Here is a 25,800-nt window from a genome sequence, read left to right as displayed (position 1 = left end):
GCCCGGTGCGGGGTTTTGTTGCATTTTATCTGGAGAAGAAGTCTCACATGCAGGAATCCCTGACTTTACAACCCGTCGCGCGAGTAGAAGGTACCATTAACCTACCTGGTTCCAAAAGCGTCTCAAATCGCGCTTTGCTGCTCGCTGCGCTGGCAAAAGGCACTACTCGTCTGACCAACCTTCTGGACAGTGATGACGTGCGTCATATGCTGAACGCGCTAAAAGCGCTGGGCGTAAGCTTTACGCTTTCTGAAGACCGCACAGAGTGTGAAGTGACTGGTCAGGGCGGCCCTCTGCAGTCGACGCAGCCGCTGGAGCTTTTTTTAGGCAATGCCGGGACGGCGATGCGCCCGCTGGCCGCCGCGCTTTGCCTGGGTTCTAACGATATTGTGCTGACCGGAGAGCCGCGGATGAAAGAACGTCCGATTGGTCATCTGGTCGATGCGTTGCGCCAGGGCGGCGCGCAGATCGACTATCTTGAACAGACGGATTATCCGCCGCTGCATATCAAAGGCGGCTTCAGCGGGGGCGAAGTGGCCGTCGACGGTAGCGTCTCCAGCCAGTTCCTGACCGCGCTGCTGATGACCGCGCCGCTGGCTCCACAAAACACGACCATTGCCATTAAGGGCGAGCTGGTTTCAAAACCTTATATCGATATTACCCTGAACCTGATGCAGACCTTTGGCGTCACGGTAGAAAACGATAATTACGCTGTATTTCGTATCAGGGGCACCCAGAACTATACCTCGCCAGGCGATTATCTGGTGGAAGGCGATGCCTCTTCCGCCTCCTATTTCCTCGCAGCGGCCGCAGTCAAAGGCGGTACGGTTAAAGTCACAGGTATCGGTCGAAAAAGTATGCAGGGCGACATTCATTTTGCCGACGTGCTGGAAAAAATGGGCGCGGTTATTGAATGGGGCGACGACTATATCGCCTGCACGCGCGGCGAACTGAACGCTATCGATCTGGATATGAACCATATTCCGGACGCGGCGATGACTATCGCCACGGCGGCGCTGTTTGCCAAAGGCACTACGGTAATGCGTAATATCTACAACTGGCGCGTGAAAGAAACCGATCGTCTTGCGGCAATGGCGACCGAGCTGCGTAAAGTTGGTGCTGAAGTCGAAGAAGGGCATGACTATATTCGCATCACGCCGCCTGAAACTATTCAGTATGCTGAAATCGGCACCTACAACGATCACCGTATGGCGATGTGCTTCTCGCTGGTGGCCTTGTCTGCTACGCCAGTGACCATTCTCGATCCGAAATGCACGGCCAAGACCTTCCCGGATTATTTCGAGCAGTTTGCACGTCTCAGCCAGCCGGCATAACGAACGCCCCCGCTGCATAGCTGTGCAGCGGGTTGCGATCTGCTTCACGCTCCTGGCATTGGTTTCCTGGGAAATCCTTTTGCGGCTCTCGATTAATTTCAGCCCGTCTACGCTTAAGGGGTAACGATCGTCAGTAGAGCAGCGTATAATATGCGTCGTTATTTGCCTGAGCAGGTTAAGCAGGCATTCCACCAACAGGAGAACGACATGACGCCTATAGCCCAGGTGATCACCATTGATGGTCCAGGCGGAGCCGGTAAAGGGACCTTGTGCAAGGCAATGGCTGAGGCATTAAACTGGCATCTGTTGGATTCAGGCGCTATTTATCGCGTGCTGGCGCTGGCCGCGTTACACCATCAGGTAGACATGACTTCTGAAGAGGCGCTGGTCCCTATCGCGGCGCATCTGGATGTTCGCTTTGTGCCCAGCGATGGCGAGATGGAAGTCATCCTTGAGGGCGAAAACGTCTCAAGCGAAATTCGCACTCAGGATGTCAGCAATACGGCTTCGAAAGTCGCCGCTTTCCCGCGCGTACGTGAAGCGCTGCTGCGCCGTCAGCGGGGATTCCGGGAAGCGCCAGGCCTTATTGCGGACGGAAGAGATATGGGTACGGTGGTTTTTCCGGACGCCCAGGTAAAGATTTTTCTGGATGCCAGCCCTGAAGAGCGTGCGCATCGCCGTATGCTACAGTTGCAGGAGAAGGGCTTTAGTGTTAACTTTGAACGCCTTTTATCTGAGATAAAAGAGCGTGACGATCGCGATCGCAACCGTGCTATCGCACCGTTAAGACCGGCAGAAGACGCGTTAGTGCTGGATTCAACCAGCATGTCAATCGAGCAGGTGATTGAAACTGCTCTGAATTATGCGCGCGAAAAACTTTCTCTGCCGCAGTAGCATCGCAGAACCGATTTTTTTAACCCTTTGATATGGATATCACAGGGCATGTGAAACAACCCCACCCGGCAGGATGTCAGGTGGACGTTAAATTGAAGAATCCTGAAGATTATCAATATGACTGAATCTTTTGCTCAACTATTTGAAGAATCCTTAAAAACAATCGAAACCCGCCCGGGTTCCATCGTTCGTGGCGTTGTTGTCTCTATCGACAAAGACGTAGTTCTGGTTGATGCGGGTCTGAAATCTGAATCTGCAATTCCTGCAGAGCAGTTCAAGAACGCAGCCGGCGAACTGGAAATCCAGGTAGGCGACGAAGTTGACGTTGCTCTGGACGCAGTGGAAGACGGCTTCGGTGAAACCCTGCTGTCCCGTGAGAAAGCTAAGCGTCATGAAGCCTGGATCACGCTGGAAAAAGCTTACGAAGATGCTGAAACTGTTACCGGTGTTATCAACGGCAAAGTGAAAGGTGGCTTCACAGTTGAGCTGAACGGTATTCGTGCGTTCCTGCCAGGTTCCCTGGTTGATGTTCGTCCAGTACGCGACACGCTGCACCTGGAAGGCAAAGAGCTTGAATTCAAAGTAATCAAGCTGGATCAGAAACGTAACAACGTGGTGGTTTCACGTCGTGCGGTTATCGAATCCGAAAACAGCGCAGAGCGCGATCAGCTGCTGGAAAACCTGCAGGAAGGCATGGAAGTTAAAGGTATCGTTAAGAACCTCACTGACTACGGTGCATTCGTTGATCTGGGCGGCGTTGACGGCCTGCTGCACATCACTGACATGGCCTGGAAACGCGTTAAGCACCCAAGCGAAATTGTCAACGTTGGCGACGAAATCACTGTTAAAGTGCTGAAGTTCGACCGCGAACGTACCCGTGTTTCTCTGGGTCTGAAACAGCTGGGCGAAGATCCATGGGTCGCAATCGCTAAGCGTTACCCGGAAGGCACCCGCCTGACTGGTCGTGTAACCAACCTGACCGACTACGGCTGCTTCGTTGAAATCGAAGAAGGCGTTGAAGGCCTGGTGCACGTTTCAGAAATGGACTGGACCAACAAAAACATTCATCCGTCTAAAGTTGTTAACGTGGGCGATGTTGTTGAAGTTATGGTTCTGGACATCGACGAAGAACGTCGTCGTATCTCCCTGGGTCTGAAGCAGTGCAAATCTAACCCATGGCAGCAGTTCGCAGAAACCCACAACAAGGGCGACCGCGTTGAAGGTAAAATCAAGTCAATCACTGACTTCGGTATCTTCATCGGCCTGGACGGCGGCATCGACGGCCTGGTTCACCTGTCTGACATCTCCTGGAACGCTACCGGAGAAGAAGCAGTTCGTGAATACAAGAAAGGCGACGAAATCGCTGCTGTGGTTCTGCAGGTTGACGCAGAGCGCGAGCGTATCTCCCTGGGCGTTAAGCAGCTGGCAGAAGATCCGTTCAACAACTACATCTCTCTGAACAAGAAAGGTGCCATTGTTAACGGTAAAGTAACTGCAGTTGACGCTAAAGGTGCTACAGTTGAACTGGCAGACGGCGTTGAGGGTTACCTGCGCGCTTCTGAAGCTTCAATCGACCGTGTAGAAGACGCTACGCTGGTTCTGAACGTTGGCGACGACGTTGAAGCTAAGTTCACTGGCGTGGATCGCAAAAACCGCGTAGTGAGCCTGTCTGTTCGTGCTAAAGACCAGGCTGACGAGAAAGAAGCTATCAATACTGTTAACACCAAACAGGAAGAAGGCAACTTCTCTAACGCTATGGCTGAAGCATTTAAAGCAGCTAAAGGCGAGTAATTGCGTTTGCATCAGGGCGGCTTAAGCTGCCCTGAACCAGCCGTGATTGCCAAAGCTTTTTCCAACAGGGATTAACCGGAGGATTTATGACCAAGTCAGAACTGATTGAAAGACTTGCTGGCCAGCACTCTCATATTCCGGCGAAAGTCGTTGAGGATGCGGTAAAAGAGATGCTTGAGCACATGGCCACTACGCTTGCCCAGGGCGAACGCATCGAAATCCGGGGCTTCGGCAGTTTTTCTTTGCACTATCGCGCTCCCCGTACCGGTCGTAACCCTAAAACGGGTGACAAGGTTGAGCTGGAAGGTAAATACGTTCCGCACTTCAAACCGGGCAAGGAATTACGCGATCGCGCGAATATCTACGGCTAAGGTTTCGCATTACCACGCAATAAAACGACACTTCGGTGTCGTTTTTTTTTGCCTGCAGCATAGCTGGATCCAGTCCGATAGTGGATTAACCAGAGCCTCCTCGCAAACCCTGTATTGCTTTCTGCAACCTGATAAAAATGTTGCGCTACGTTTCTGAAGACTGAGAAATGCTGGCTGCGCCCGTAATGAAACCCCGTCAGACTTCCGTCATGCGTAACGGAGGTAGCATTATGTCCTATAGCCTTAGCCGACTCTCGCTGTGGATGATTATCGCAGCGCTGCCGCTTTGTTGGTTGCGGGCGCTGCCTGATACAGCCGCCATCCAGCTTTTGCTGGGGCTGATTGCGCTCCTGTTGATAACCCGACAGCGCTGGTTAAGAGAAAGTGCCCTGGTTCTGCTGCTTTTTATCTGGGCCGTTATCCCGGCAAAAACGCTTCTACAACAAACCGCCTTTCTCTCAGCGGCTCCTGTTGAAGCCGTAGTGGGCATTGAACAGCTACAGCCGCAGTCGCAACGCGTCAAAATACGCATTGAAAGCGTGGCGGAGAAACGTCTTTTTCCACCTGTTTACGCCCTGATCGCTATACCGGGTACCCAAACGTTTTGTCCGGGCCAGCATTGGCGTATGAAGCTCAGGCTGCGGCCCGTGCATGCGCGCCTTAACGAGGGCGGCTTCGATGCGCAACGTTTCGCGCTGGCTGTCAGCACGCCGCTGACGGGCAGGGCGCTGACATGGCAGATTGTCGACAGCCGCTGTGGCTGGCGTGAAAAAGTCATGCAGAAAAGTCGTGACTATTTCGCCGCCTTGCCCTGGCATAGCGTTATCCTGGCGTTGACGTTTGGTGAACGTAGCGAACTAAGCAGCGAGACAAAAGCGTTGCTGAGGGAGACCGGGACGGCGCATTTGATGGCGATTTCAGGCATGCATATAGGCCTGGCTGCGAGCGTAGGCTGGCTGATAGCGCGAATTTTCCAGCCTTGCTTCCGCGCCAGCTGGATAGAGTATCGTTTTCCCCTGTTTAGCGGCATCGCGCTGGCGCTGATCTACTGCTGGCTTTCCGGCGGAAGCCCTCCGGCGCTGCGGGCGATAGTGGCGCTGCTTAGCTGGAGCCTGCTGCGCCTGAAGGGGCGTAACTGTAGCGGCTGGCAGGTTTGGCGGCTGTGTATCGGTGCTATTTTGTTTTTCGATCCCTTAAGCATTTTGTCGGACAGCTTATGGTTGTCAGCTGTTGCCGTCGCCGGGTTACTTCTCTGGTATCAATGGTTTCCGCTTTCCGGACGCTTTATCGGGAAAAAACGCTGGCTGCCGTTACAGCTGCTGCACTTACAGACCGGGCTGTTTTTATTATTGATGCCGCTACAGATCTTTATTTTTCACGGCGTGAGCGTCAGCGCGCTGCTGGCTAACCTGTGGGCAGTGCCGCTGGTCACGTTGCTTACGGTACCGCTGATCCTTGGCGCCGTTTTATCGCTGCCTGTCGCATCGCTAAGCCAGCTGCTCTGGTGGGCGGCGGATCGCTCATTGGCGCTGGTTTTTTATCCCTTACGGCAGCTGCCCGACGGCTGGCTTACCGTCAGCCAGCAGGCATTATGGCTCAGTCCCGTGTGCCTGCTGCTGCTCTTTGCCTGGCGCTTTCACTGGTGGCGAAGTTCCCCTTTTACGCTGGCCAGCTTATGTCTGGCGCTGCTGTGCTGGCGGCTGCACGTCAGGCAGCCAGAGTGGCGTATGGATATGCTGGATATCGGTCATGGACTGGCCGTAGTAATTTCGCAGCGGGGAAATGCGGTTGTGTATGATACCGGCAACAGATGGGCAGGGGGCGACGCGGCCTCAAGCCAGATTATTCCCTGGCTTCGCTGGCAGGGCATAAGCCTACAACACATTATCTTAAGCCACGGCCATCTCGACCATATCGGCGGCCTGGAAAGCCTGCACAAGGCGTTTCCCGCAGCGAAAATCCATAGCGATTTGGGCGTATCGGGACATTTACCCTGCTATCAGGGCCAAAACTGGCGCTGGCAGACGTTAAATTTTCAGGTTCTCTGGCCGGAGCGACCGCAGAAAGAGCACGGTAATAATCAGTCCTGCGTCGTAATGGTGACGGATGGTAAATGGCGGGTTTTGCTGACCGGGGATATTGAGACGCCCGCAGAGCTACAGCTTGTCAGGCGCTATGGCGAAGCGTTACGGGCGGATCTATTACAGGTGCCGCATCACGGTAGTGGAACGTCGTCTTCGCCGCCCCTGCTGCGAAGGGTGGCTGGCCAGGCCGCGCTGGCTTCCGCTGCCCGCTATAGCGCCTGGAAGCTACCGGCGGAAAGGATAATTACCCGCTATCTGAAGAACAATTACAGCTGGTACGACACGGCTGTGGCAGGGCAAATCAGCGTAGAATTTTCTAAGGATAACTGGCGTGTTTTAAGCTTAAGAGCGCAAATAATGCCCCGTTGGTACCATCAGTGGTTTGGCGTAACACGTTATTCCAGTTAGAATGAGCGGCTATTTCAATTGGAAGCTGGTTAACACATGCATCAGGACAAAGATCTCTCCACCTGGCAGACCTTTCGACGCCTCTGGCCGATGATCAAACCCTTTAAACCGGGGCTGGCCGTCTCCTCCGTTGCTCTTATTATTAACGCAGCGGGCGACGTGCTGATGATGTCCTTACTTAAGCCGCTGCTGGACGATGGTTTTGGTAAAGCGGACTCCTCCGTACTGGTCTGGATGCCCCTCGCCGTTATCGGCCTGATGCTGGTACGCGGCATATCAAGCTATATCTCAAGCTACTGCATCTCCTGGGTATCGGGGAATGTGGTGATGTCGATGCGTCGGCGTCTTTTCAGCCATATGATGGGGATGCCGGTCGCTTTCTTCGATCAGCAATCTACCGGCACGTTGCTGTCGCGCATTACTTATGATTCCGAACAGGTCGCCTCATCGTCTTCCAGCGCGCTGGTAACGGTAGTGCGCGAAGGCGCATCCATTATCGGCCTGTTTATTATGATGTTTTACTACAGCTGGCAGCTGTCGCTAATCCTGATCCTGCTGGCGCCGGTCGTCTCCTTTGCAATCCGTATGGTGTCAAAACGCTTTCGTAATATCAGCAAAAGCATGCAAAACACCATGGGCCAGGTGACCACCAGCGCAGAACAGATGCTGAAAGGGCATAAAGAAGTGCTGATCTTTGGCGGACAGCAAATCGAAACCCAGCGTTTTGACCGCGTCAGCAATCGGATGCGTCAGCAGGGGATGAAACTGGTTTCCGCTTCTTCCGTGTCCGATCCTATTATTCAGCTTATCGCTTCGCTGGCGCTGGCTTTTGTTCTGTATGCTGCCAGCTTCCCAAGCGTAATGGCAACGCTGACACCGGGCACGATTACCGTCGTCTTTACCTCTATGTTTGGTTTGATGCGCCCGCTGAAATCGCTGACGAACGTTAACGCCCAGTTCCAGCGCGGCATGGCCGCCTGCCAGACGCTTTTCTCCATTCTCGACAGCGAGCAGGAAGTTGATACGGGCACGCGCGTGATTGAGCGCGCTCGCGGCGATGTGGAGTTCCGCAATGTGACCTTTACCTATCCGGGACGCGAAACGCCTGCGCTGCATAATATCAACCTGGCGATCCCGGAGGGCAAAACCGTTGCGCTGGTGGGACGGTCTGGATCGGGTAAATCCACGATTGCCAGCCTGATGACGCGTTTTTACGATATCCAGCAGGGCGAAATTCTGATGGATGGTCACGATCTGCGTGAATATACGCTCAGCTCGCTGCGAAATCAGGTCGCTTTAGTCTCGCAAAACGTGCATCTGTTTAACGACACGGTAGCCAATAATATCGCCTACGCCCGCAACGAGCAGTACAGCCGGGAAGATATCGAAAAAGCGGCAACGATGGCGCACGCTATGGACTTTATCAGTAAAATGGATAACGGCCTGGATACGGTCATCGGTGAAAATGGCGTGCTGCTTTCCGGCGGCCAGCGCCAGCGTATTGCCATTGCCCGCGCGCTGCTGCGTGACTGTCCGATCCTGATCCTGGATGAGGCTACTTCCGCGCTGGATACCGAGTCGGAGCGCGCTATTCAGTCAGCGCTGGATGAGCTGCAAAAAAACCGTACCTCGCTGGTTATTGCGCATCGCCTCTCCACTATTGAAAAGGCAGATGAAATCGTTGTGGTTGAGGATGGCCATATCGTGGAGCGCGGCAGCCATACCGAGCTGTTAGCGCGCCAGGGTGCCTATGCTCAGCTTCATAAAATGCAGTTTGGTCAATGATTGAGCGCCTCTGGAGTGGTCGGTCCGGCCTCTGGCGGCTGCTGCTGCCGTTCAGCTGGCTGTACGGGCTGATCACCAGCCTGATCCGCTTTAGCTATCGTCAGGGCTGGCGAAAGGCCTGGCGCGCGCCGGTGCCCGTGGTCGTGGTCGGGAATCTGACGGCTGGCGGCAACGGCAAAACGCCGGTGGTGATTTGGCTGGTGCAGGCACTGCAGCAGCGTGGTCTGCGCCCCGGCGTGGTATCCAGAGGCTACGGCGGTAAAGCGGAAGCTTATCCGCTGGTGCTTGATGGCAATACGACCACTAGCGAGGCGGGTGATGAACCGATACTGATCTATCGCCGCACCGGCGCGGCGGTGGCCGTTTCACCCCGCCGTAAAGACGCCGTGCAGGCGCTGCTGGCGCAGGGCGAGGTGGATATTATTATCACCGACGACGGCCTGCAGCATTACGCGCTGGCCAGAGATTTTGAAATAGTCGTTATTGATGGTCAGCGTCGATTTGGCAACGGCTGGTGGCTGCCGGCCGGTCCAATGCGCGAGCGGGCATCACGCCTGCAAACGGTGGACGCGGTCATTACTAACGGCGGCGCGGCGCTGGCTGATGAAACAGCGATGCGCCTGACGCCCGGCCTTGCTGTCAATCTGCAAACCGGCGAAACCCGCCCTGCGGCATCGCTTGGCGACGTGGTCGCTATGGCAGGTATCGGTCATCCGCCGCGTTTTTTTGCCACGCTGCGTCAGCTGGGCGTTATCCCGATTAAGGAAGTCTCTTTCGCCGATCACCAGGCCTACAGCGAGGCGCAGCTGGCCCCGCTGGCGACTGCACACCAGGCGCTGCTGATGACGGAGAAGGATGCGGTTAAAGCCAGCCGCTTTGCCGCGGCTAACTGGTGGTATCTGCCGGTGGACGCGGCGCTGCCGACGGATCGGGCTGACGCGCTGCTGAACCGCATTATTGCCCTTACGCAAAAATAACTCGCTAAACTGAATGCACTATGTGAATACAGGTGCATTATGTCGATTTCTCTCTCACTAATTCAGGCCCGCCATATTCATCTTGCCGCTCAGGGGCTGCTTCGTCCGTCGCAGCGCAAAGCACGATTTACCGATCTGCTTAATTGCGTGCGGCAAATGTCTCTGCTGCAAATCGACACTATCCATGTAGTCGCCCGCAGCCCTTATCTGGTGCTGTTCAGCCGACTTGGCGACTATCCGTCCGCGTGGCTGGAAGAGGCGTTGGCTACCGGCAGGCTGTTTGAATACTGGGCGCATGAGGCCTGTTTTATTCCTGCTGAGGATTATCCGCTGCTGCGCCACCGTATGCTTTCGCCGCAGGCTATGGGCTGGAAATATAACGGCGCATGGGCAGAGACGCGGCAGCAGGAGGTCGCGCAGCTGCTGGCGCATATCAAAGATCACGGGCCGGTAAGATCGGCCGACTTCGCCGCGCCGCCGGGCCAGCAGTCCGGCTGGTGGGCGTGGAAACCGCACAAGCGCCATCTGGAAAACTTATTTACCGCCGGGGAATTGATGGTGGTCGAACGGCGTAATTTCCAGCGGGTTTATGACCTTCGTCAGCGGGTGCTGCCGGAATGGGATGATGCGCTGCACGCGCTGGAAGAGAAAGAGGCGGTCAGGCGAATGTTGTACAACAGCGCGCAAAGTCTGGGGCTTTTCCGGGCCGAGTGGCTGGCAGATTACTATCGGCTGAAGCGTGCGCCGGTAAAAGAGCAGCTGGCAGAGTGGATTGAGGCGGGCACGGTAGTGCCGGTGGAGGTCGAAACGTTAGGGCAGTGCTATCTCCATCACTCACAGCTGCCGATGCTGGAGCAAAAAAGCCAGGCCACGCATACTGCGCTGCTGTCGCCTTTCGATCCGGTGGTGTGGGATCGCAAGCGGGCGCTGGAACTGTTTAACTTCGCCTATCGTCTGGAGTGCTATACGCCGGAAGCGAAGCGGCAGTATGGCTACTTTGTTTTGCCGATACTGCATCGCGGCGCGCTAAAAGGGCGCCTGGATGCCAAAATGCAGCGCAAAGAAAAAGTTTTGCTGATCAGGCAACTGTGGCTGGAGCCAGGCGTGAGGATCACCGCCGGGCTGCTGACCGATCTTCAGCAGGCCATCAGCCGTTTCGCCCGCTGGCAGGGCGCGCAAAAAGTACATCTGCTAAACCTGCCTGCGGAACTGGCCGCGATCTGGCCAAAAGAATGGGCGCTTTAAGCCGACGGGGAGGTTAACCGCTCAACCGCGAGCTATGATATTCTAACGTTCTGTCTGATCGGATCCACCAGGGAGACACCATGGATCATCGTTTGCTTGAAATCGTTGCTTGCCCGGTTTGTCACGGTAAGCTGTATTACAATAAAGATCGTCAGGAACTTATCTGCAAGCCTGACGGGCTGGCTTATCCGGTGCGTGACGGCATCCCCGTTCTGCTTGAAACGGAAGCGCGCTCGCTGACGCTGGAAGAGACGCATCCATGAGTTTCGTCGCAATTATTCCGGCGCGCTACGCTTCCACCAGGCTGCCCGGAAAACCGCTGGTCGATATCCACGGCAAGCCGATGATCGTGCATGTTATGGAACGCGCGCGTGAATCAGGAGCCGAGCGCGTGATTGTCGCTACGGATAATAATGACGTCGCGCGTGCTGTAGAAGCAGCGGGCGGCGAAGTTTGCATGACGCGAGCCGATCATCAGTCCGGCACGGAAAGGTTGGCCGAGGTGATTGAGAAATACCGTTTCCCTGACGAGACGGTGATCGTCAACGTGCAGGGCGATGAGCCGATGATCCCGCCGGTCATCATCCGGCAGGTAGCGGATAATCTGGCGAAAAGCAGCGTAGGTATGGCGACGCTGGCGGTACCAATCGAGTCAGCGGAAGAAGCGTTTAACCCTAACGCCGTGAAGGTGGTCAGGGATGCGCAGGGCAACGCGCTCTATTTTTCGCGCGCGACCATCCCGTGGGACCGCGAGCGGTTTGCCGTTTCGCAGCAGGCGATTGGCGATCATTTTCTGCGCCATATCGGCATTTACGGCTATCGTGCCGGCTTTATCCGCCGCTATGTCAGCTGGCAGACCAGCCCGCTGGAGCAGATTGAGCTGCTCGAACAGCTGCGGGTACTGTGGTACGGCGAAAAAATCCATGTTGACGTGGCGCAGGCCGTTCCGGGCGCGGGTGTTGATACACCGGAAGATCTGGAACGTGTGCGGGCAGCCATGCAGTAACTATTTTCAGGGCCGGCAGCGGCCCTGGTTCTCTGCTTCTTGCTATTACCAGGAAAAAAACGGCAATCCGACTTCGCTTGCGATCAGGAGCAGCAGATGGAACATCTTCGTTCAGAACTTTCGATAGTGCTGGGTGAGACGCTAAGCCGTCTCGAATGCATCAGCGAACAGCCTTATGCCAGCCTCTACTCGCTTTACGATGGGAAAGGCCACTCTCTGCCGCTGATGGCAAAATACTTCAATACCAAAGGAATCGCCTCGCAGGAAGCCTATAAGCTGTCGATGCTGGCGCGCGAAAGCACCGTGCGTATGCCGACGGTATACGGGCTGATCGTCAGCCAGCTGCCGCCGCAGCATGAGATCCTGCTGATTGAGCGCATGGGCGGCGTTTCGGTCGAAGCGCCCACCCGCACGCCGGCTCGCTGGCAGCAGCTGCAGGATCAGATCGTCGCCGCGCTGCTGGCCTGGCATCGCATCGACAGCCACGGTCTGGTCGGTACGGTAGACAGCACGCAGGAGAATAACTGGCCCGCCTGGTATAAACAGCGGGTTGAGGTGTGGTGGTCAACGCTGAGCTATATGCGCCCGGAGCGGCTGACGATGGAAGATCACCGTTTTCTCTTTCGCTGTCGCCAGAACCTCTGTGCGCTTTTTGACGACTTCGACGATCCCTGCGTGCTGGTGCACGGCAACCTGTCGCTCAGCAATATGCTGAAGGAGGCCTGGAGCGACCAGCTGCTGTCGATGATCAATCCCGGCAGAACGCTCTGGGCGCCGCGTGAATACGAGCTGTTTCGCCTGAGTGAGGAAGGCCTGGCGGAAACGCTGCTGTTCCGCTATCTGCAACAGGCGCCCGTCGCGGAAGGATTTATCGCCAGACGCTGGCTCTATATGCTGTGGGAAGAAGCGGATCGGCTGATCCATACCGGCCGTTTCAACCGCGCCCGCTTCGATTTAGCCGCTCGCTCCCTGCTGCCCTGGCTTGAGTGAAGGCGACGTTATCTTTTGCCAGAGTCGTCCCAGCGTCTCATAGATGGCGCGCTCGCTGTGACCAAGCCACAGCGAGGAGGGAATGGCTTTCTCCCACGCGTTCAGCGGCGAAGCGATAGCCAGCTGATTAGCTGGCGCGGGCAGCGGATCCAGCCCCTGCTGCTGAAAAAACAGCATGGCGCGCGGCAGATGCGAGGCGGAGGTCACCAGCAGGAAAGGGCGGCGGCCAACCACTTTAGCCACCTCCCGCGCTTCCTGGCTCGTATCGCGCGGCTTATCCAGCGTAATGATGGCGCTGCGCGGTACGCCCAATGACTGCGCCACTCTGGCCGTGACTTCCGCCGAGCTGACGGGATTGTTCTGCGCGGCCGCGCCGGTAAAGATCAGCGTCGATCCTGGATTTTCATGCCACAAACGGATCCCTTCCACCAGCCTTGGCAAACTGTTGCCGATCATATTCGATCCCGGCGCCCACTGCGGATTCCACGTATAGCCGCCGCCCAGCACCACAACGTAGTCCACCTTCCGGCTCTCCTGCCACGTAGCGAAACGGTTCTCAACAGGGGACAGCAGGCTATCAGCAACAGGCTGAAGGCTGATCAATAACAAGATTAGCCAGGCAGAAGAGAGTATAATTTTCCCGGTTTTTTGCCAGCGGCTGCGCCAGAGCAGAAAAAGCCCGACCGCCATCACTAACAGCAGCAGCGGCAAGGGCATCAGCAGGCCGCCAATCGCTTTTTTAAGCGTAAAAAGCATAAAAACAGCTTCCTTTTGTCCGAAAAAACGCCACCCGAAAGCGAAGCAGTGACGGAAAGGTTCATTCTCCCTCAGTGTATGCCAAAATAGCCGCCGGATTCACCCTTTTGCCCAGCCCGGAGCCCGCTTATGCAGGATCGCAACTTTGATGATATCGCGGAAAAATTTTCGCAGAATATCTACGGCACCACCAAAGGCCGCATTCGCCAGGCCATCGCCTGGCAGGAGCTGGAGGCGATTCTGGCGACGCTGCCGCAAAGGCCGCTGAGCGTGCTGGATGCGGGCGGCGGCGAAGGCCAAATCAGCTGTGGGCTGGCGAGCCTTGGCCATCAGGTTCTGCTGTGCGATTTATCCGAAGAAATGCTGCAGCGCGCGCGCCTTAACGCCAGCGAGCAAGGTGTGAGCGACCACATGGAATTCAGACAAATCAGCGCGCAGGAAGTCGGTCAGCATTTGGTTCAGCCTGTCGATCTGGTATTGTTTCACGCTGTGCTTGAATGGGTTGCCGAGCCGGAAGCGGTGCTGGCCGCGCTTTACGATACGCTGGCGCCCGGCGGCGTGCTCTCGCTGATGTTTTACAACCTCAACGGGCTGATGATGCAGACGCTGGTGCTGGGCAACTTTGGCTATATGCAGGCCGATTTGCGCAAGCGCAAACGTAAAACCCTGTCGCCGGACTATCCGCGCGACCCGGAGCAGGTCTATCGCTGGCTGGCGGAGATCGGCTTCACCGTCGAAAGCAAAGCCGGCGTGCGCGTTTTTCACGACTATATGCGCGATAAGCACAAGCAAACAGAACGATTTGACGAGATCCTGGCGCTGGAAAAGCGCTTTTGCCGCCAGGAGCCATTTTTAAGTTTGGGTCGCTATATCCACGTAACAGCGCGGAAGCCCATAAAGGACGAAGCATGAGTGAATTTTCCCAGACAGTACCGGAGCTGGTTGCCTGGGCGCGAAAAAATGATTTTTCCGTCTCGTTGCCTACCGAACGTCTGGCTTTTTTGCTGGCGGTCGCCACGCTTAACGGCGAGCGCATGGATGGCGAGATGAGCGAAGGCGAACTTACGGACGCCTTCCGTCACGTCAGCGAAGGATTTGAACAGACCAGCGAAACCGTCAGCGTCCGCGCCAACAACGCTATCAACGACATGGTGCGGCAGCGTTTGCTTAATCGCTTTACCAGCGAACAGGCTGAAGGGCAGGCCATTTACCGCCTGACGCCGCTCGCGATCGGCATCACCGATTACTACATTCGCCAGCGTGAGTTTTCTACGCTGCGGCTCTCCATGCAGCTTTCTATCGTGGCAAGCGAACTGAAGCGCGCGGCGGATGCGGCGGATGAAGACGGCGATGACTTTCACTGGCACCGCAACGTCTTCGCGCCGCTAAAATATTCCGTTGCCGAGATTTTTGACAGCATTGATATCACCCAGCGCATTATGGATGAGCAGCAGCAGGCGGTGAAAGACGATATCGCGCAGCTGCTCAACAAAGACTGGCGCGCGGCGATTGAAAGCTGCGAGATGCTGCTGAATGAAACCTCCGGCACGCTGCGCGAACTGCAGGATACGCTGGAAGCCGCAGGCGACAAGCTGCAGGCCAACCTGCTGCGGATCCAGGACGCCACTCTGGGCAGTCCCGACCTCGGCTTTATCGACAAGCTGGTGTTCGATCTGCAAAACAAGCTTGACCGCATTATCAGCTGGGGCCAGCAGGCCATCGATCTCTGGATTGGCTACGACCGCCACGTGCATAAATTTATCCGTACCGCGATTGATATGGATAAAAACCGCGTCTTCGCTCAGCGCCTGCGTCAGTCGCTGCAAAACTATTTCGACGCGCCGTGGGCGCTGACCTATGCCAATGCCGAACGCCTGTTTGACGTGCGTGACGAAGAGCTGACGCTGCGTAACGAAGAGGTGATGGGCGAACTGCCTGCCGAACTGGAATACGAAGAGCTGAGCGAAATTCGCGAGCAGCTGGCCGCCATGATCGAAGAGGCATTGGCCATCTATAAAGCCCAGCAAAAACCGCTGAATCTGGGCGTGGTGATGCGCGACTATCTGGCGCAATATCCCCGCGCCCGCCATTTTGACGTGGCAAGGATCGTGGTCGACCAGGCCGTGCGTTTAGGCGTCGCCGAAGCTGATTTTTCCGGTCTGCCCGCCGAGTGGCAGGCCATTAATGATTACGGAGCCAAGGTACAGGCGCATGTCATCGATAAATATTGAACAAGTGATGCCGGTTAAGCTGGCGATGGCGCTGGCTAATCCGTTATTTCCCGCGCTCGACAGCCAGCTGCGCGCGGGCCGCCATATCGGTATTGAGGAGCTGGACAACCACGCTTTTCTGATGGATTACCAGGAATATCTGGAAGAGTTTTATCTGCGCTATAACGTGGAGCTTATCCGCGCGCCGGAAGGCTTTTTCTATCTGCGTCCCCGCTCTACCACGCTGATTGCGCGCTCGGTGCTTTCCGAACTGGATATGATGGTGGGCAAAGTCCTGTGCTGGCTTTACCTCAGCCCCGAGCGGCTGGCCAATGAAGGCATCTTCACCCAGCAGGAGCTGTACGACGAACTGCTGACGCTGGCGGATGAAAGCAAGCTGCTTAAGCTGGTAAACCAGCGCTCAACCGGTTCGGATCTGGACCGTCAGAAGCTGCATGAAAAAATGCGCGCCTCCTTAAGCCGCCTGCGTCGTCTGGGCATGGTGTGGTTTATGGGCCATGACAGCAGCAAGTTCCGCATCACCGAATCCGTGTTCCGCTTTGGCGCCGACGTGCGCAGCGGGGACGATCCTCGCGAAGCGCAGCTGAGAATGATCAGAGACGGCGAGGCAATGTTTACGGAAAGCGGCCAGGCCCGCCAGAACGAAGAAGAGCAGGGTAACGACGCCGGCCAGGCGGAGGAAGAAGAATGATTGAACGCGGAAAATTTCGCTCGCTAACGCTGGTTAACTGGAACGGCTTTTTTGCCCGAACCTTCGATCTTGACGAACTGGTTACCACGCTGTCCGGCGGTAACGGCGCGGGGAAATCGACCACGATGGCCGCTTTCGTTACCGCGCTGATCCCCGATCTGACGCTGCTGCACTTTCGTAACACTACGGAAGCGGGCGCGACCTCCGGCTCGCGCGACAAAGGCCTGCACGGCAAGCTCAAGCCGGGCGTCTGCTATGCGGCGCTGGACGTGGTTAACTCGGTGCACCAGCGCGTTATCGTCGGCGTGCGCCTGCAGCAAATCGCCGGCCGCGACCGCAAAGTGGATATCAGACCGTTCAGTATTCACGGCCTGCCGACGTCCATTAACCCGACGGAGATCCTGACCGAAACGGTTAACGCTCGTCAGGCTCGCGTGCTGCCGCTCAGCGAGCTGAAAGAGAAGTTTGAAGCGATGGAGAGCGTGCAGTTTAAGCAGTACAACTCCATTACTGAATACCACTCGATGATGTTCGATCTGGGCATTGTGGCGCGTCGTCTGCGCTCTGCGGCGGATCGCAGCAAATACTACCGCCTGATCGAGGCGTCGCTGTACGGCGGCATCTCCAGCGCCATTACGCGCTCGCTGCGTGACTACCTGCTGCCGGAAAACGGCGGCGTGCGTAAGGCTTTCCAGGATATGGAAGCGGCGCTGCGTGAAAACCGGATGACGCTGGAAGCGATCCGCGTAACGCAGTCCGATCGCGATCTCTTTAAGCATCTTATCTCAGAAGCGACCAGCTACGTGGCCGCCGACTATATGCGCCACGCCAACGAGCGCCGCGTTCATCTGGACGGCGCCATGCTGCAGCGCAGCGAGCTTTTCGGCAGCCGTAAACAGCTGGCCGCCGAGCAGTATCGTCATGTAGAAATGGCGCGCGAGCTGGCGGAGCATAGCGGGGCGGAAAGCGATCTGGAAACGGATTACCAGAGCGCCAGCGATCACCTTAACCTGGTGCAGACCGCCATGCGCCAGCAGGAAAAAATCGAGCGTTACGAAGGCGATATCGATGAGCTGACCTATCGTCTGGAAGAGCAGAACGAGGTCGTTGCTGAAGCGCGCGAAGTCCATGAAGAAAACGAAGCGCGGGCGGAAGCCGCCGAGCTGGAAGTGGACGAGCTGAAAAGCCAGCTGGCCGACTATCAGCAGGCGCTGGATGTACAGCAAACGCGCGCTATTCAATACCAGCAGGCGCTGGCGGCCTTACAGCGCGCTCAGGAAATTTGCCAGATCCGCGAGCTGACTATTGAGAACGCTCAGGAATGGCAGGAAACCTTCCGGGCGAAAGAGCAGGAAGCCACGGACAGGCTGCTGATGCTGGAGCAGAAAATGAGCGTGGCGCAGGCCGCGCACAGCCAGTTCGAGCAGGCGTTTGAGCTGGTGACGCGTATTGCCGGGCCGGTGAGCCGCAGCGAAGCCTGGCAGACCGGCCGCGAGCTGCTGCGCGACGCCGGCAATCAGCGCTATCACGCCGATCAGCTCCAGTCGCTGCGCTCGCGTCTTTCAGAGATGGAGCAGCGGCTGCGCGAGCAGCAGGAAGCCGAGCGGTTGCTGAACGAGTTCTGCAAAAAGCACGGTCAGCAGTACGCGCCAGAAGAGCTGGAAGCATTGCAGTATGAGCTGGAAGCGCGCATTGAGCAGCTTGGCGAGAGCGTTGCCGACGCGGGCGAACGACGTCTGGCGATGCGCCAGGAGCTGGAGCAGGTGCGTGAACGTATCGCCCGCCTGACGCGACAGGCGCCGCAGTGGCTGAACGCGCAGGAAATTTTAACACAGCTGCGCGAGCAAACCGGCGAGGCGCTGGAAAACGGCCAGCAGGTAACCGAGCATATGCAGCGCCTGCTGGAGCGCGAGCGTGAAACCACCGTTGAGCGTGATGAAGTCGCCAGCCGCAAACGCGAGGTGGAAAGCCAGATCGATCGGCTGAGCCAGCCGGGCGGATCGGAAGATGCGCGCCTGAACCAGCTGGCCGAGCGTTTCGGCGGCGTGCTGCTTTCTGAAATTTATGATGACGTCACCATTGAGGACGCGCCTTACTTCTCCGCGCTGTACGGCCCTGCGCGCCACGCTATCGTGGTGCCGGATCTGTCGCTGGTGCGTGAACAGCTGGACGGGCTGGAAGAGTGCCCGGAAGATCTCTATCTGATCGAAGGGGATCCGCAGTCGTTCGACGACAGCGTCTTCAATGTTGAAGAGTTACAAAAAGCGGTCGTGGTCAAAGCGGGCGATCGTCAGTGGCGCTATTCCCGCTTTCCGAAAGTCCCGCTGTTTGGCCGCGCCGCTCGTGAAAACCAGCTGGAGCTGCTGCGTGCCGAGCGCGAAACGCTGGCGGAACGCTACGCCACGCTCTCCTTCGACGTGCAGAAAACGCAGCGCCTGCATCAGGCGTTCAGCCGCTTTATCGGCGGCCATCTGGGCGTGGCCTTCGAGCCGGATCCGGAAGCGGAAATTCGTCAGCTGAATGGCCGCCGCGGCGAGCTTGAGCGCGCCATCAGCTCACATGAAAGCGAAAACCAGCAGCAGCGCCAGCAGTTTGACCAGGCGAAAGAGGGTGTCGCTCAGCTTAACCGACTGATGCCGCGCGTTAGCCTGCTGCTGGACGAAACGCTCCAGGATCGTCACGAAGAGCTGCTGGAGCGCCTGGACGAAGCGCAGGAAGCCGCACGCTTCCTGCAGCAGCACGGTGCCGCCCTCGCTAAGCTGGAGCCGCTGGTGGCGGTGCTGCAAAGCGACCCGGAACAGCATGAGCAGCTCAAGCTGGATTATCAGCAGGCGCAGCAGGCGCAGCGCGATGCGCGTCAGCAGGCTTTCGCCATCACCGAAGTGGTGCAGCGACGCGCGCATTTCAACTATGCGGACTCGGCCGGAATGCTTGACGGCAACAGCGACCTCAACGAGAAGCTGCGTCGTCGTCTTGAGCAGGCAGAGGCCGAACGTGCGCGTGCGCGCGAGCAGCTGAGAAACCATCAGGCGCAGCTGACGCAATACAGCCAGGTGCTCGCCTCGCTGAAAAGCTCGTATGATGCCAAGCGAGATATGCTGAAGGAGCTACAGCAGGAAATGCAGGCTATCGGCGTGCAGGCGGATGCCAGCGCGGAAGAGCGCGCGCGGCTGCGTCGCGACGAGCTTTATACGGCGCTGAGCAATAACCGCAGCCGCCGCAACCAGCTGGAAAAACAGCTGACCTTCTGTGAAGCGGAAATGGACGCGCTGCAGAAAAAACTGAAGCGCGTCGAGCGTGATTATCACCAGAGCCGCGAACAGGTGGTCAGCGCCAAAGCCGGTTGGGTCGCCGTTCTGCGCATGGTGAAAGATAACGGCGTCGAACGTCGTCTGCATCGCCGCGAGCTGGCCTATCTGGGCGGCGACGAGCTGCGCTCCATGTCGGATAAGGCGCTGGGCGCGCTGCGTCTGGCGGTCGCCGATAACGAGCACCTGCGTGATATCCTGCGCCAGTCGGAAGATCCTAAGCGGCCTGAGCGTAAAATTGAGTTCTTTATCGCCGTTTATCAGCATCTGCGCGAGCGTATCCGTCAGGATATTATCCGCACGGACGATCCGGTAGAAGCGATCGAGCAGATGGAAATTGAGCTGAGCCGTCTGAGCGAAGAGCTGACCGCTCGTGAGCAGATGCTGGCTATCAGCTCGCGCAGCGTGGCGAACATCATTCGCAAAACCATCCAGCGCGAGCAGAACCGTATCCGCCAGCTGAACCAGGGCTTGCAGAGCGTCAGCTTTGGTCAGGTACACAGCGTGCGGCTGAACGTCAACGTGCGGGAAACGCACGCCACGCTGCTGGACGTGCTTTCAGAGCAGCACGAACAGCATCAGGATCTGTTCAAGAGCCAGCGTCTGACCTTCTCCGAAGCGCTGGCGAAGCTCTATCAGCGACTGAATCCGCAGATCGATATGGGACAGCGCACGCCGCAAACTATCGGCGAAGAGCTGCTGGACTACCGCAACTACCTTTCTATGGAAGTGGAGGTTAACCGCGGTTCTGATGGCTGGCTACGCGCGGAAAGCGGGGCGCTGTCGACGGGCGAGGCGATCGGCACCGGGATGTCGATTCTGGTGATGGTGGTGCAAAGCTGGGAAGAAGAGTCTCGCCGCCTACGCGGTAAAGATATATCGCCTTGCCGCCTGCTGTTCCTGGATGAGGCGGCGCGTCTGGATGCCAAATCTATCGCCACGCTTTTTGAACTGTGCGATCGCCTTGAAATGCAGCTGATTATTGCCGCGCCGGAGAATATCAGCCCGGAGAAAGGCACGACCTATAAGCTGGTGCGTAAGGTTATCAACAACAGCGAGCACGTTCACGTGGTTGGCCTGCGCGGCTTCGCGGCCGAGCCTGCCAATATTTCGGCAGAGCCTGCCGAACTCTCCTCCTGAGTCGAACAGCACAAAATAATCGGCGGCACGTATAGCAAAATCCGTGCCGCCGAATTACTCTCTCAGGCGCGCCGCTGCATACGCGCGCCGTTTTCTTTTCTATACTAATAACATTATTCAGGCGTCGATCGTTCAGACCCGCTACAGGAGGCAAGGGATGTTGCTGACAGGAACTCATTTTGCAAAGCTTAGCCTGGCCTGCTGCCTGGCGTTAGCGCTGGGGCAAGCCGTACCCGCCGCTGCGGCCATGCCGCATTCGGCCGCCGTTTCCGCTTCGCAGGCGCAGGTAAAGCTACAATCGCTGTTTACTAACGGCTACCGGCCTTTTTATCTTAAAACGCTGGCATCGTTATATGCTACGCAGCATATGCAGCCTCTGTGGCAGGATCGCCAGGCCGTGCAGCAGTTTCAGCAGCAGCTGGCGGAAGTCGCGATTTCCGGCGTACAGCCGCAGTTCACGCAGTGGGTTAAATTATTAACCGATCCTGCGGTAACAGGTTTGGAACGAGACGTCGTGCTTTCCGACGCTATGCTTGGCTATCTGCAATTCGCTTCGACGGTGCCGGCTAAAGGCGAAACCTGGCTTTACAGCAATGTCCCCTACAAGCTGGAAGTTCCTGCCTTATCGGTGATTAACCAGTGGCAGCGGGCAGTTGAGCATGGCGCCACGCATGCTTTTGTCGCCTCTTTGGCGCCGCAGCATCCACAGTATCCTTTAATGCACCAGGCGTTAAAAGATTTGCTGGCGGACAACCGCGCCTGGCCGCAGCTGACCGACAGACAAAGCCTGCGCCCTGGGCAGCTGAGCGACGATGTGCCTGCGCTGCGAGAGATTTTGCAGCGCACCAATATGCTGACGCCCGGCAGCGATACGCCAAAACCTGATGACGATGCGGTGCCGACCACGCCGGTCCCGGCTTCCTTCGTAGATGAAGAAATCGCGGTCAGCCCTTCGGCCTCTCCCGCTGAGCAAACTCCGCAGGCGAATACGCCGGAGCAGGCCGGCCACGTAGAAAGTGGTACGCTCAGTAATCCTGCCCATATCTATTCTGAAGATTTGGTGGCGGGCGTGAAACGCTTTCAGCGCTGGCAGGGCCTGGAGGCCGATGGCGTTATCGGGCCAAGAACGCGTGAATGGCTAAACGTTTCTCCGCAGCTGCGGGCCTCGCTGCTGGCGCTGAACATTCAGCGGCTAAGGCTGCTGCCGGATGATATGCATAACGGCATCATGGTGAATATTGCCAACTACTCGCTGAAATATTATCTGAATGGCAATCAGATCCTGGATTCCCGCGTTATCGTGGGCCGTCCGGATCGTAAAACGCCGCTCATGCGCAGTGCCTTAAACAACGTGGTGCTTAATCCGCCATGGAATGTACCCACCACGCTGGTGCGCAAAGATATTATCCCGAAGGTAAAACAGGATCCGAGCTACCTGTATAAGCACAACTACACGCTGCTTTCCGGCTGGAGCAGCGATGCTGAAGTGATCGATCCTTCCATGATTGACTGGCGGATGGTTTCGGCAGCTTCGTTCCCGTATCGTATCCGTCAGGCGCCAGGGGCAACGAACTCGCTGGGTCGTTATAAATTTAATATGCCAAGCTCGGACGCTATCTATCTGCACGATACGCCTAACCACAATCTTTTCCAGAAGGATATCAGGGCGCTGAGTTCCGGCTGCGTCAGGGTAAACAAGGCGTCTGATTTGGCTAATCTGCTGTTACAGGATGCGGGCTGGAATGATTCGCGTATCTCCAGCACGCTGAAGCAGGGTGATACCCGTTATGTGCCGGTGCGTCATCACATTCCGGTCAATCTGTATTACCTGACCGCCTGGGTCGCTGACGACGGACGTACGCAATATCGTACAGATATTTACAATTATGACCTGACGGCGCGCTCCGGGGCGCAGGTATTGGCGAAAGCTGGTCAATTATTACTCTAGTGGTTGATTCTTCAGGTTTTCTGATGTTGGCCTGCGGCCAGCCTGCCTGACGGGTACGGCAGCCTCTCCAGGAATTGCCGTATCCGTCACGTTTCGTCGGTTGACGCCACATTTCTACCCGGTTATGGTTCCGGGCGGTGAACGTTTCCACCGTTTCAGAACTTTTTTAGCCGGGTAACACAGATTAATGGATAAATTCGACTCTCATCGCCGTAAATTACTGGCCCTGGGCGGCGCGGCACTAGGCCTGTCGCTGCTTCCTGGCCAGGCTTTCGCTTCGCTTTCCACCTCACGTCCTCGCATTCTGACGCTGAATAATTTACATACCGGAGAAAGCCTTAAAACCGAGTTTTTCAACGGGAAAAGCTATGACAAGGATGAGTTAACGCGCCTTAACCATTTTTTTCGTGATTATCGCGCCAACAGGATCAAAAGCATCGATCCACATCTTTTCGATCAGCTGTATCGGCTCCAGGCGCTGTTGGATACGCGCAAGCCCGTACAGCTGATTTCCGGTTACCGTACGCTGGCGACCAACAACTCGCTGCGCGAACGCGGCAGCAGCACCGGCGTAGCTAAGCACAGCTATCATACGCTGGGCCAGGCAATGGATTTTCATATTGAGGGGATCGCCCTCAGCAATATACGCAAAGCGGCTCTTTCCATGCGGTCAGGGGGTGTAGGATACTATCCTAAAAGCAACTTTGTGCATATTGATACCGGGCCGGCAAGGCACTGGTAAGAAAATCCGGGCTGACCGGAATTAATGGAGCCTTATGAATTATCAAACTATTCCGGTAACGGCCTTTTCGCAGAACTGCTCTTTGATCTGGTGTCCGGTGACGCTGCAGGCCGCCATTGTCGATCCTGGCGGCGACGCAGAAAAAATTAAAGCGCAGACGACGGCAAAGGGCGTAACAGTTACGCAAATTCTGCTGACGCATGGCCATCTGGACCACGTAGGCGCGGCAGCTGAACTGGCTGCTTTTTATGCCGTACCGGTTGTTGGGCCGCATAAAGCAGATGCGTTCTGGCTGGAAGGGCTGCCGATGCAGAGCCAGATGTTTGGTTTTCCTGAATGTGCGCCGTTAACGCCCGATCGCTGGCTGGAAGAGGGTGAGGTTGTGCACGTGGGCGATATCTCGCTTGAGGTTCTGCTGTGTCCGGGCCATACGCCGGGTCATATCGTATTTTTTGATCGGGCTTCTCGCCTGCTGATCTCCGGCGATGTGATCTTCAGCGGCGGGGTGGGACGTACCGATTTCCCTCAGGGCAGCCATAGCGACCTGATTGCCGCGATCAAAAACAAGCTGCTGCCGCTTGGCGATGACGTCACCTTTTTACCCGGCCACGGCCCCAGCTCGACGCTGGGCAGAGAGCGGATTTCCAATCCTTTTCTGCAATAAAGCTGCCGTATAAAAAAGCCTGCGTAATGCAGGCTTTTTTATTGCGTGACGGATAAAATATTTCGCATCCGCTTTATGCACTTACAGCACGGCGGCAATCGCTTCGCACAGCGGCGCCATATTGTCCGGCGTCATTCCCGCTACGTTAACCCGGCCTGAATTGACCGCATAAACGCCAAACTCTTCCCGTAGCCTAATCACCTGATCTTTGGTCAGGCCGCTAAAAGAGAACATACCGTTCTGGTTGATAATAAAGCTGAAGTCGCCTTTTGCCCCTTTTTCCTGCAGGGTATTAACGAACAGCTGACGCATACGGTGGATGCGCTGGCGCATATCGGTCAACTCCTGCTCCCACAGGGTACGCAGCGCATCGTTGCCCAGGATAGTGGCGACGACCGCCGCGCCATGCGCAGGCGGATTAGAGTAGTTCGCGCGGATGGTAGCTTTAACCTGGCTAAAGGCCGTGTTGGCAATATCGGCCGTGCTGGCGACCAGCGTGAACGCGCCTACGCGCTCATTATAAAGCCCGAAGTTCTTCGAATAAGAACTGGCGACAATCAGCTCCTGGTGTCCGGCAGCAAAAATGCGCAGGCCCTCTGCATCTTCTTCCAGCCCACGCGCAAAGCCCTGATAGGCAAAGTCGAACAGCGGCAGCCAGCCTTTCGCCAGCGACATCTCGGCAAGCTCCTGCCACTGTGCGGCCGTAGGATCGATGCCGGTAGGGTTATGGCAGCAGCCGTGGAACAGCACAATATCGCCCGCCTGCGCTTCACGCAGCGCGTTCAGCATTCCGTCGAAATCCAGCGAATGGCTGGCCGCATCGTAATACTGATATTCACAGACTTCCAGCCCGGCGGACTGAAACACATTTTTATGGTTAGGCCAGCTGGGATTGCTGACCCAAACGCGCCTGGCGCCGGTTTGCGCGGCAATAAAATCCGCCGCTACGCGCAGCGCGCCCGTACCGCCAGGCGTTTGCGCTGTACGCGCACGTTTGTCACGCAGGATGGCGTTATCTTTGCCAAACAGCAGCGCCTGCGTACATTTGCCAAAATCGGCCAGGCCATCAATGCTCAAATAATTTTTGGTCGTTTCATTTTCCAGCAGATACTGCTCGGCTTTTTTCACGCTGGTCAGCACCGGCGTTTTGCCGGTTTCGTCCTTATAAACGCCAATGCCAAGGTTAATTTTGTCAGGACGGTCGTCCGCACGATAAAGGTCGGCTAAGCCAAGGATAGGATCTGCGGGTGCAGCTGCAATGCGTTCAAACATAATGAAAGTCCGTTATAACCTGAAACGAAATGAGAATTCAGGGTACCGCCACTATGATAAAAATGCCAACCGTTTGCGCTAAAAACAGTGAAAGAATGCCCTGGATAAAGGTAGCGGCAGCCAGCTGCTATAAACACCTGTAAAGGTAAAATAAGCGCGGCCG

19 protein-coding genes and 1 pseudogene are annotated in these 25,800 nt (G+C 56.6%); 18 read left to right on the top strand and 2 right to left on the bottom strand.

The genetic code is table 11. The features are described 5' to 3' along the window. Positions 1-47 precede the first annotated feature (47 nt). The 11 genes and pseudogenes from aroA (at position 48) to AB6T85_RS04515 (ending at position 12,885) form a co-directional block, all read left to right on the top strand. On the top strand, positions 48-1,334 hold the full coding sequence (aroA, locus tag AB6T85_RS04565; RefSeq protein WP_369894899.1) for a 3-phosphoshikimate 1-carboxyvinyltransferase: 1,287 nt from the start codon (positions 48-50) through the stop codon (positions 1,332-1,334). A 207-nt stretch (positions 1,335-1,541) separates the two neighbouring features. After that, positions 1,542-2,228 carry a (d)CMP kinase gene (gene cmk, locus AB6T85_RS04560; RefSeq protein WP_125288724.1) on the top strand — a complete coding sequence of 229 codons (687 nt, stop codon included), beginning with the start codon at positions 1,542-1,544 and terminating at the stop codon, positions 2,226-2,228. Between the two features lie 117 nt (positions 2,229-2,345). Beyond that, positions 2,346-4,019, top strand: coding sequence for a 30S ribosomal protein S1 (gene rpsA / locus AB6T85_RS04555; protein ID WP_125288723.1), 1,674 nt, complete (start codon positions 2,346-2,348; stop codon positions 4,017-4,019). Positions 4,020-4,090: 71 nt separating this feature from the next. Then, positions 4,091-4,390, top strand: a pseudogene (ihfB, locus tag AB6T85_RS04550) (integration host factor subunit beta); the annotation flags it as partial. A 230-nt stretch (positions 4,391-4,620) separates the two neighbouring features. Further along, positions 4,621-6,882 (top strand): ComEC family protein, encoded by a 2,262-nt coding sequence (locus AB6T85_RS04545; RefSeq protein ID WP_369894898.1) that lies wholly within the window; start codon positions 4,621-4,623, stop codon positions 6,880-6,882. Positions 6,883-6,918: 36 nt separating this feature from the next. Next, entirely contained in the window at positions 6,919-8,667 is a 1,749-nt protein-coding gene (gene msbA, locus AB6T85_RS04540) for a lipid A ABC transporter ATP-binding protein/permease MsbA (RefSeq protein WP_253454708.1), read from the top strand. Continuing rightward, positions 8,664-9,644 carry a tetraacyldisaccharide 4'-kinase gene (gene lpxK / locus AB6T85_RS04535; RefSeq protein ID WP_253454707.1) on the top strand — a complete coding sequence of 327 codons (981 nt, stop codon included), beginning with the start codon at positions 8,664-8,666 and terminating at the stop codon, positions 9,642-9,644. Before msbA ends, lpxK begins: the two co-directional genes overlap by 4 nt. Positions 9,645-9,683: 39 nt before the next feature. Next, entirely contained in the window at positions 9,684-10,889 is a 1,206-nt protein-coding gene (locus tag AB6T85_RS04530) for a winged helix-turn-helix domain-containing protein (RefSeq protein ID WP_369894897.1), read from the top strand. Between the two features lie 80 nt (positions 10,890-10,969). Continuing rightward, entirely contained in the window at positions 10,970-11,152 is a 183-nt protein-coding gene (locus AB6T85_RS04525; RefSeq protein ID WP_125288718.1) for a Trm112 family protein, read from the top strand. Next, a complete protein-coding gene (gene kdsB / locus AB6T85_RS04520) occupies positions 11,149-11,895 on the top strand; it encodes a 3-deoxy-manno-octulosonate cytidylyltransferase (protein WP_253454703.1) in 747 nt (248 codons plus the stop codon). Before AB6T85_RS04525 ends, kdsB begins: the two co-directional genes overlap by 4 nt. Positions 11,896-11,991: 96 nt before the next feature. Next, positions 11,992-12,885, top strand: a complete 894-nt coding sequence (locus AB6T85_RS04515; protein WP_369894895.1) for a YcbJ family phosphotransferase — start codon at positions 11,992-11,994, stop codon at positions 12,883-12,885. On the opposite strand, the gene elyC is transcribed toward AB6T85_RS04515, so the two are convergent. Then, positions 12,850-13,641, bottom strand: coding sequence for an envelope biogenesis factor ElyC (elyC, locus tag AB6T85_RS04510; protein WP_369894894.1), 792 nt, complete (start codon positions 13,639-13,641; stop codon positions 12,850-12,852). The two genes, AB6T85_RS04515 and elyC, sit on opposite strands and share 36 nt — an antisense overlap. A gap of 129 nt (positions 13,642-13,770) precedes the next feature. Between elyC and cmoM the strand changes: the two genes are divergently transcribed. The 7 genes from cmoM to AB6T85_RS04475 all read left to right on the top strand — a co-directional run bounded on the left by cmoM (position 13,771) and on the right by AB6T85_RS04475 (position 24,365). Continuing rightward, positions 13,771-14,553 carry a tRNA uridine 5-oxyacetic acid(34) methyltransferase CmoM gene (gene cmoM / locus AB6T85_RS04505; protein ID WP_301251211.1) on the top strand — a complete coding sequence of 261 codons (783 nt, stop codon included), beginning with the start codon at positions 13,771-13,773 and terminating at the stop codon, positions 14,551-14,553. Continuing rightward, a complete protein-coding gene (gene mukF / locus AB6T85_RS04500; RefSeq protein ID WP_125288713.1) occupies positions 14,550-15,872 on the top strand; it encodes a chromosome partition protein MukF in 1,323 nt (440 codons plus the stop codon). Before cmoM ends, mukF begins: the two co-directional genes overlap by 4 nt. Beyond that, complete coding sequence (mukE, locus tag AB6T85_RS04495) at positions 15,853-16,563, top strand: chromosome partition protein MukE (protein WP_125288712.1); 711 nt, start codon at positions 15,853-15,855, stop codon at positions 16,561-16,563. The genes mukF and mukE overlap by 20 nt, the downstream gene beginning before the upstream one ends. Beyond that, positions 16,560-21,011 (top strand): chromosome partition protein MukB, encoded by a 4,452-nt coding sequence (mukB, locus tag AB6T85_RS04490; protein ID WP_369894892.1) that lies wholly within the window; start codon positions 16,560-16,562, stop codon positions 21,009-21,011. Before mukE ends, mukB begins: the two co-directional genes overlap by 4 nt. A 157-nt stretch (positions 21,012-21,168) precedes the next feature. Continuing rightward, positions 21,169-22,959: a L,D-transpeptidase gene (gene ldtD, locus AB6T85_RS04485; protein WP_369894890.1), complete on the top strand. Its 1,791-nt coding sequence runs from the start codon at positions 21,169-21,171 to the stop codon at positions 22,957-22,959. A gap of 187 nt (positions 22,960-23,146) precedes the next feature. Then, positions 23,147-23,701: a peptidoglycan L,D-endopeptidase MepK gene (gene mepK, locus AB6T85_RS04480; RefSeq protein ID WP_369894889.1), complete on the top strand. Its 555-nt coding sequence runs from the start codon at positions 23,147-23,149 to the stop codon at positions 23,699-23,701. Positions 23,702-23,735: 34 nt separating this feature from the next. Next, positions 23,736-24,365 (top strand): MBL fold metallo-hydrolase, encoded by a 630-nt coding sequence (locus AB6T85_RS04475; protein ID WP_301251207.1) that lies wholly within the window; start codon positions 23,736-23,738, stop codon positions 24,363-24,365. A gap of 81 nt (positions 24,366-24,446) precedes the next feature. Here AB6T85_RS04475 and AB6T85_RS04470 read toward each other — a convergent pair whose 3' ends face one another. After that, positions 24,447-25,637 carry an amino acid aminotransferase gene (locus AB6T85_RS04470; protein WP_301729768.1) on the bottom strand — a complete coding sequence of 397 codons (1,191 nt, stop codon included), beginning with the start codon at positions 25,635-25,637 and terminating at the stop codon, positions 24,447-24,449. Positions 25,638-25,800: the final 163 nt, after the last annotated feature.

Origin of the sequence: Erwinia aeris (assembly GCF_041224955.1) — a bacterium.
Taxonomy (GTDB): Bacteria; Pseudomonadota; Gammaproteobacteria; order Enterobacterales; family Enterobacteriaceae; genus Erwinia; species Erwinia aeris.
The sequence above is the reverse complement of the archived record's forward strand: the minus strand, read 5'-3'. Positions and strand labels throughout refer to the sequence as shown.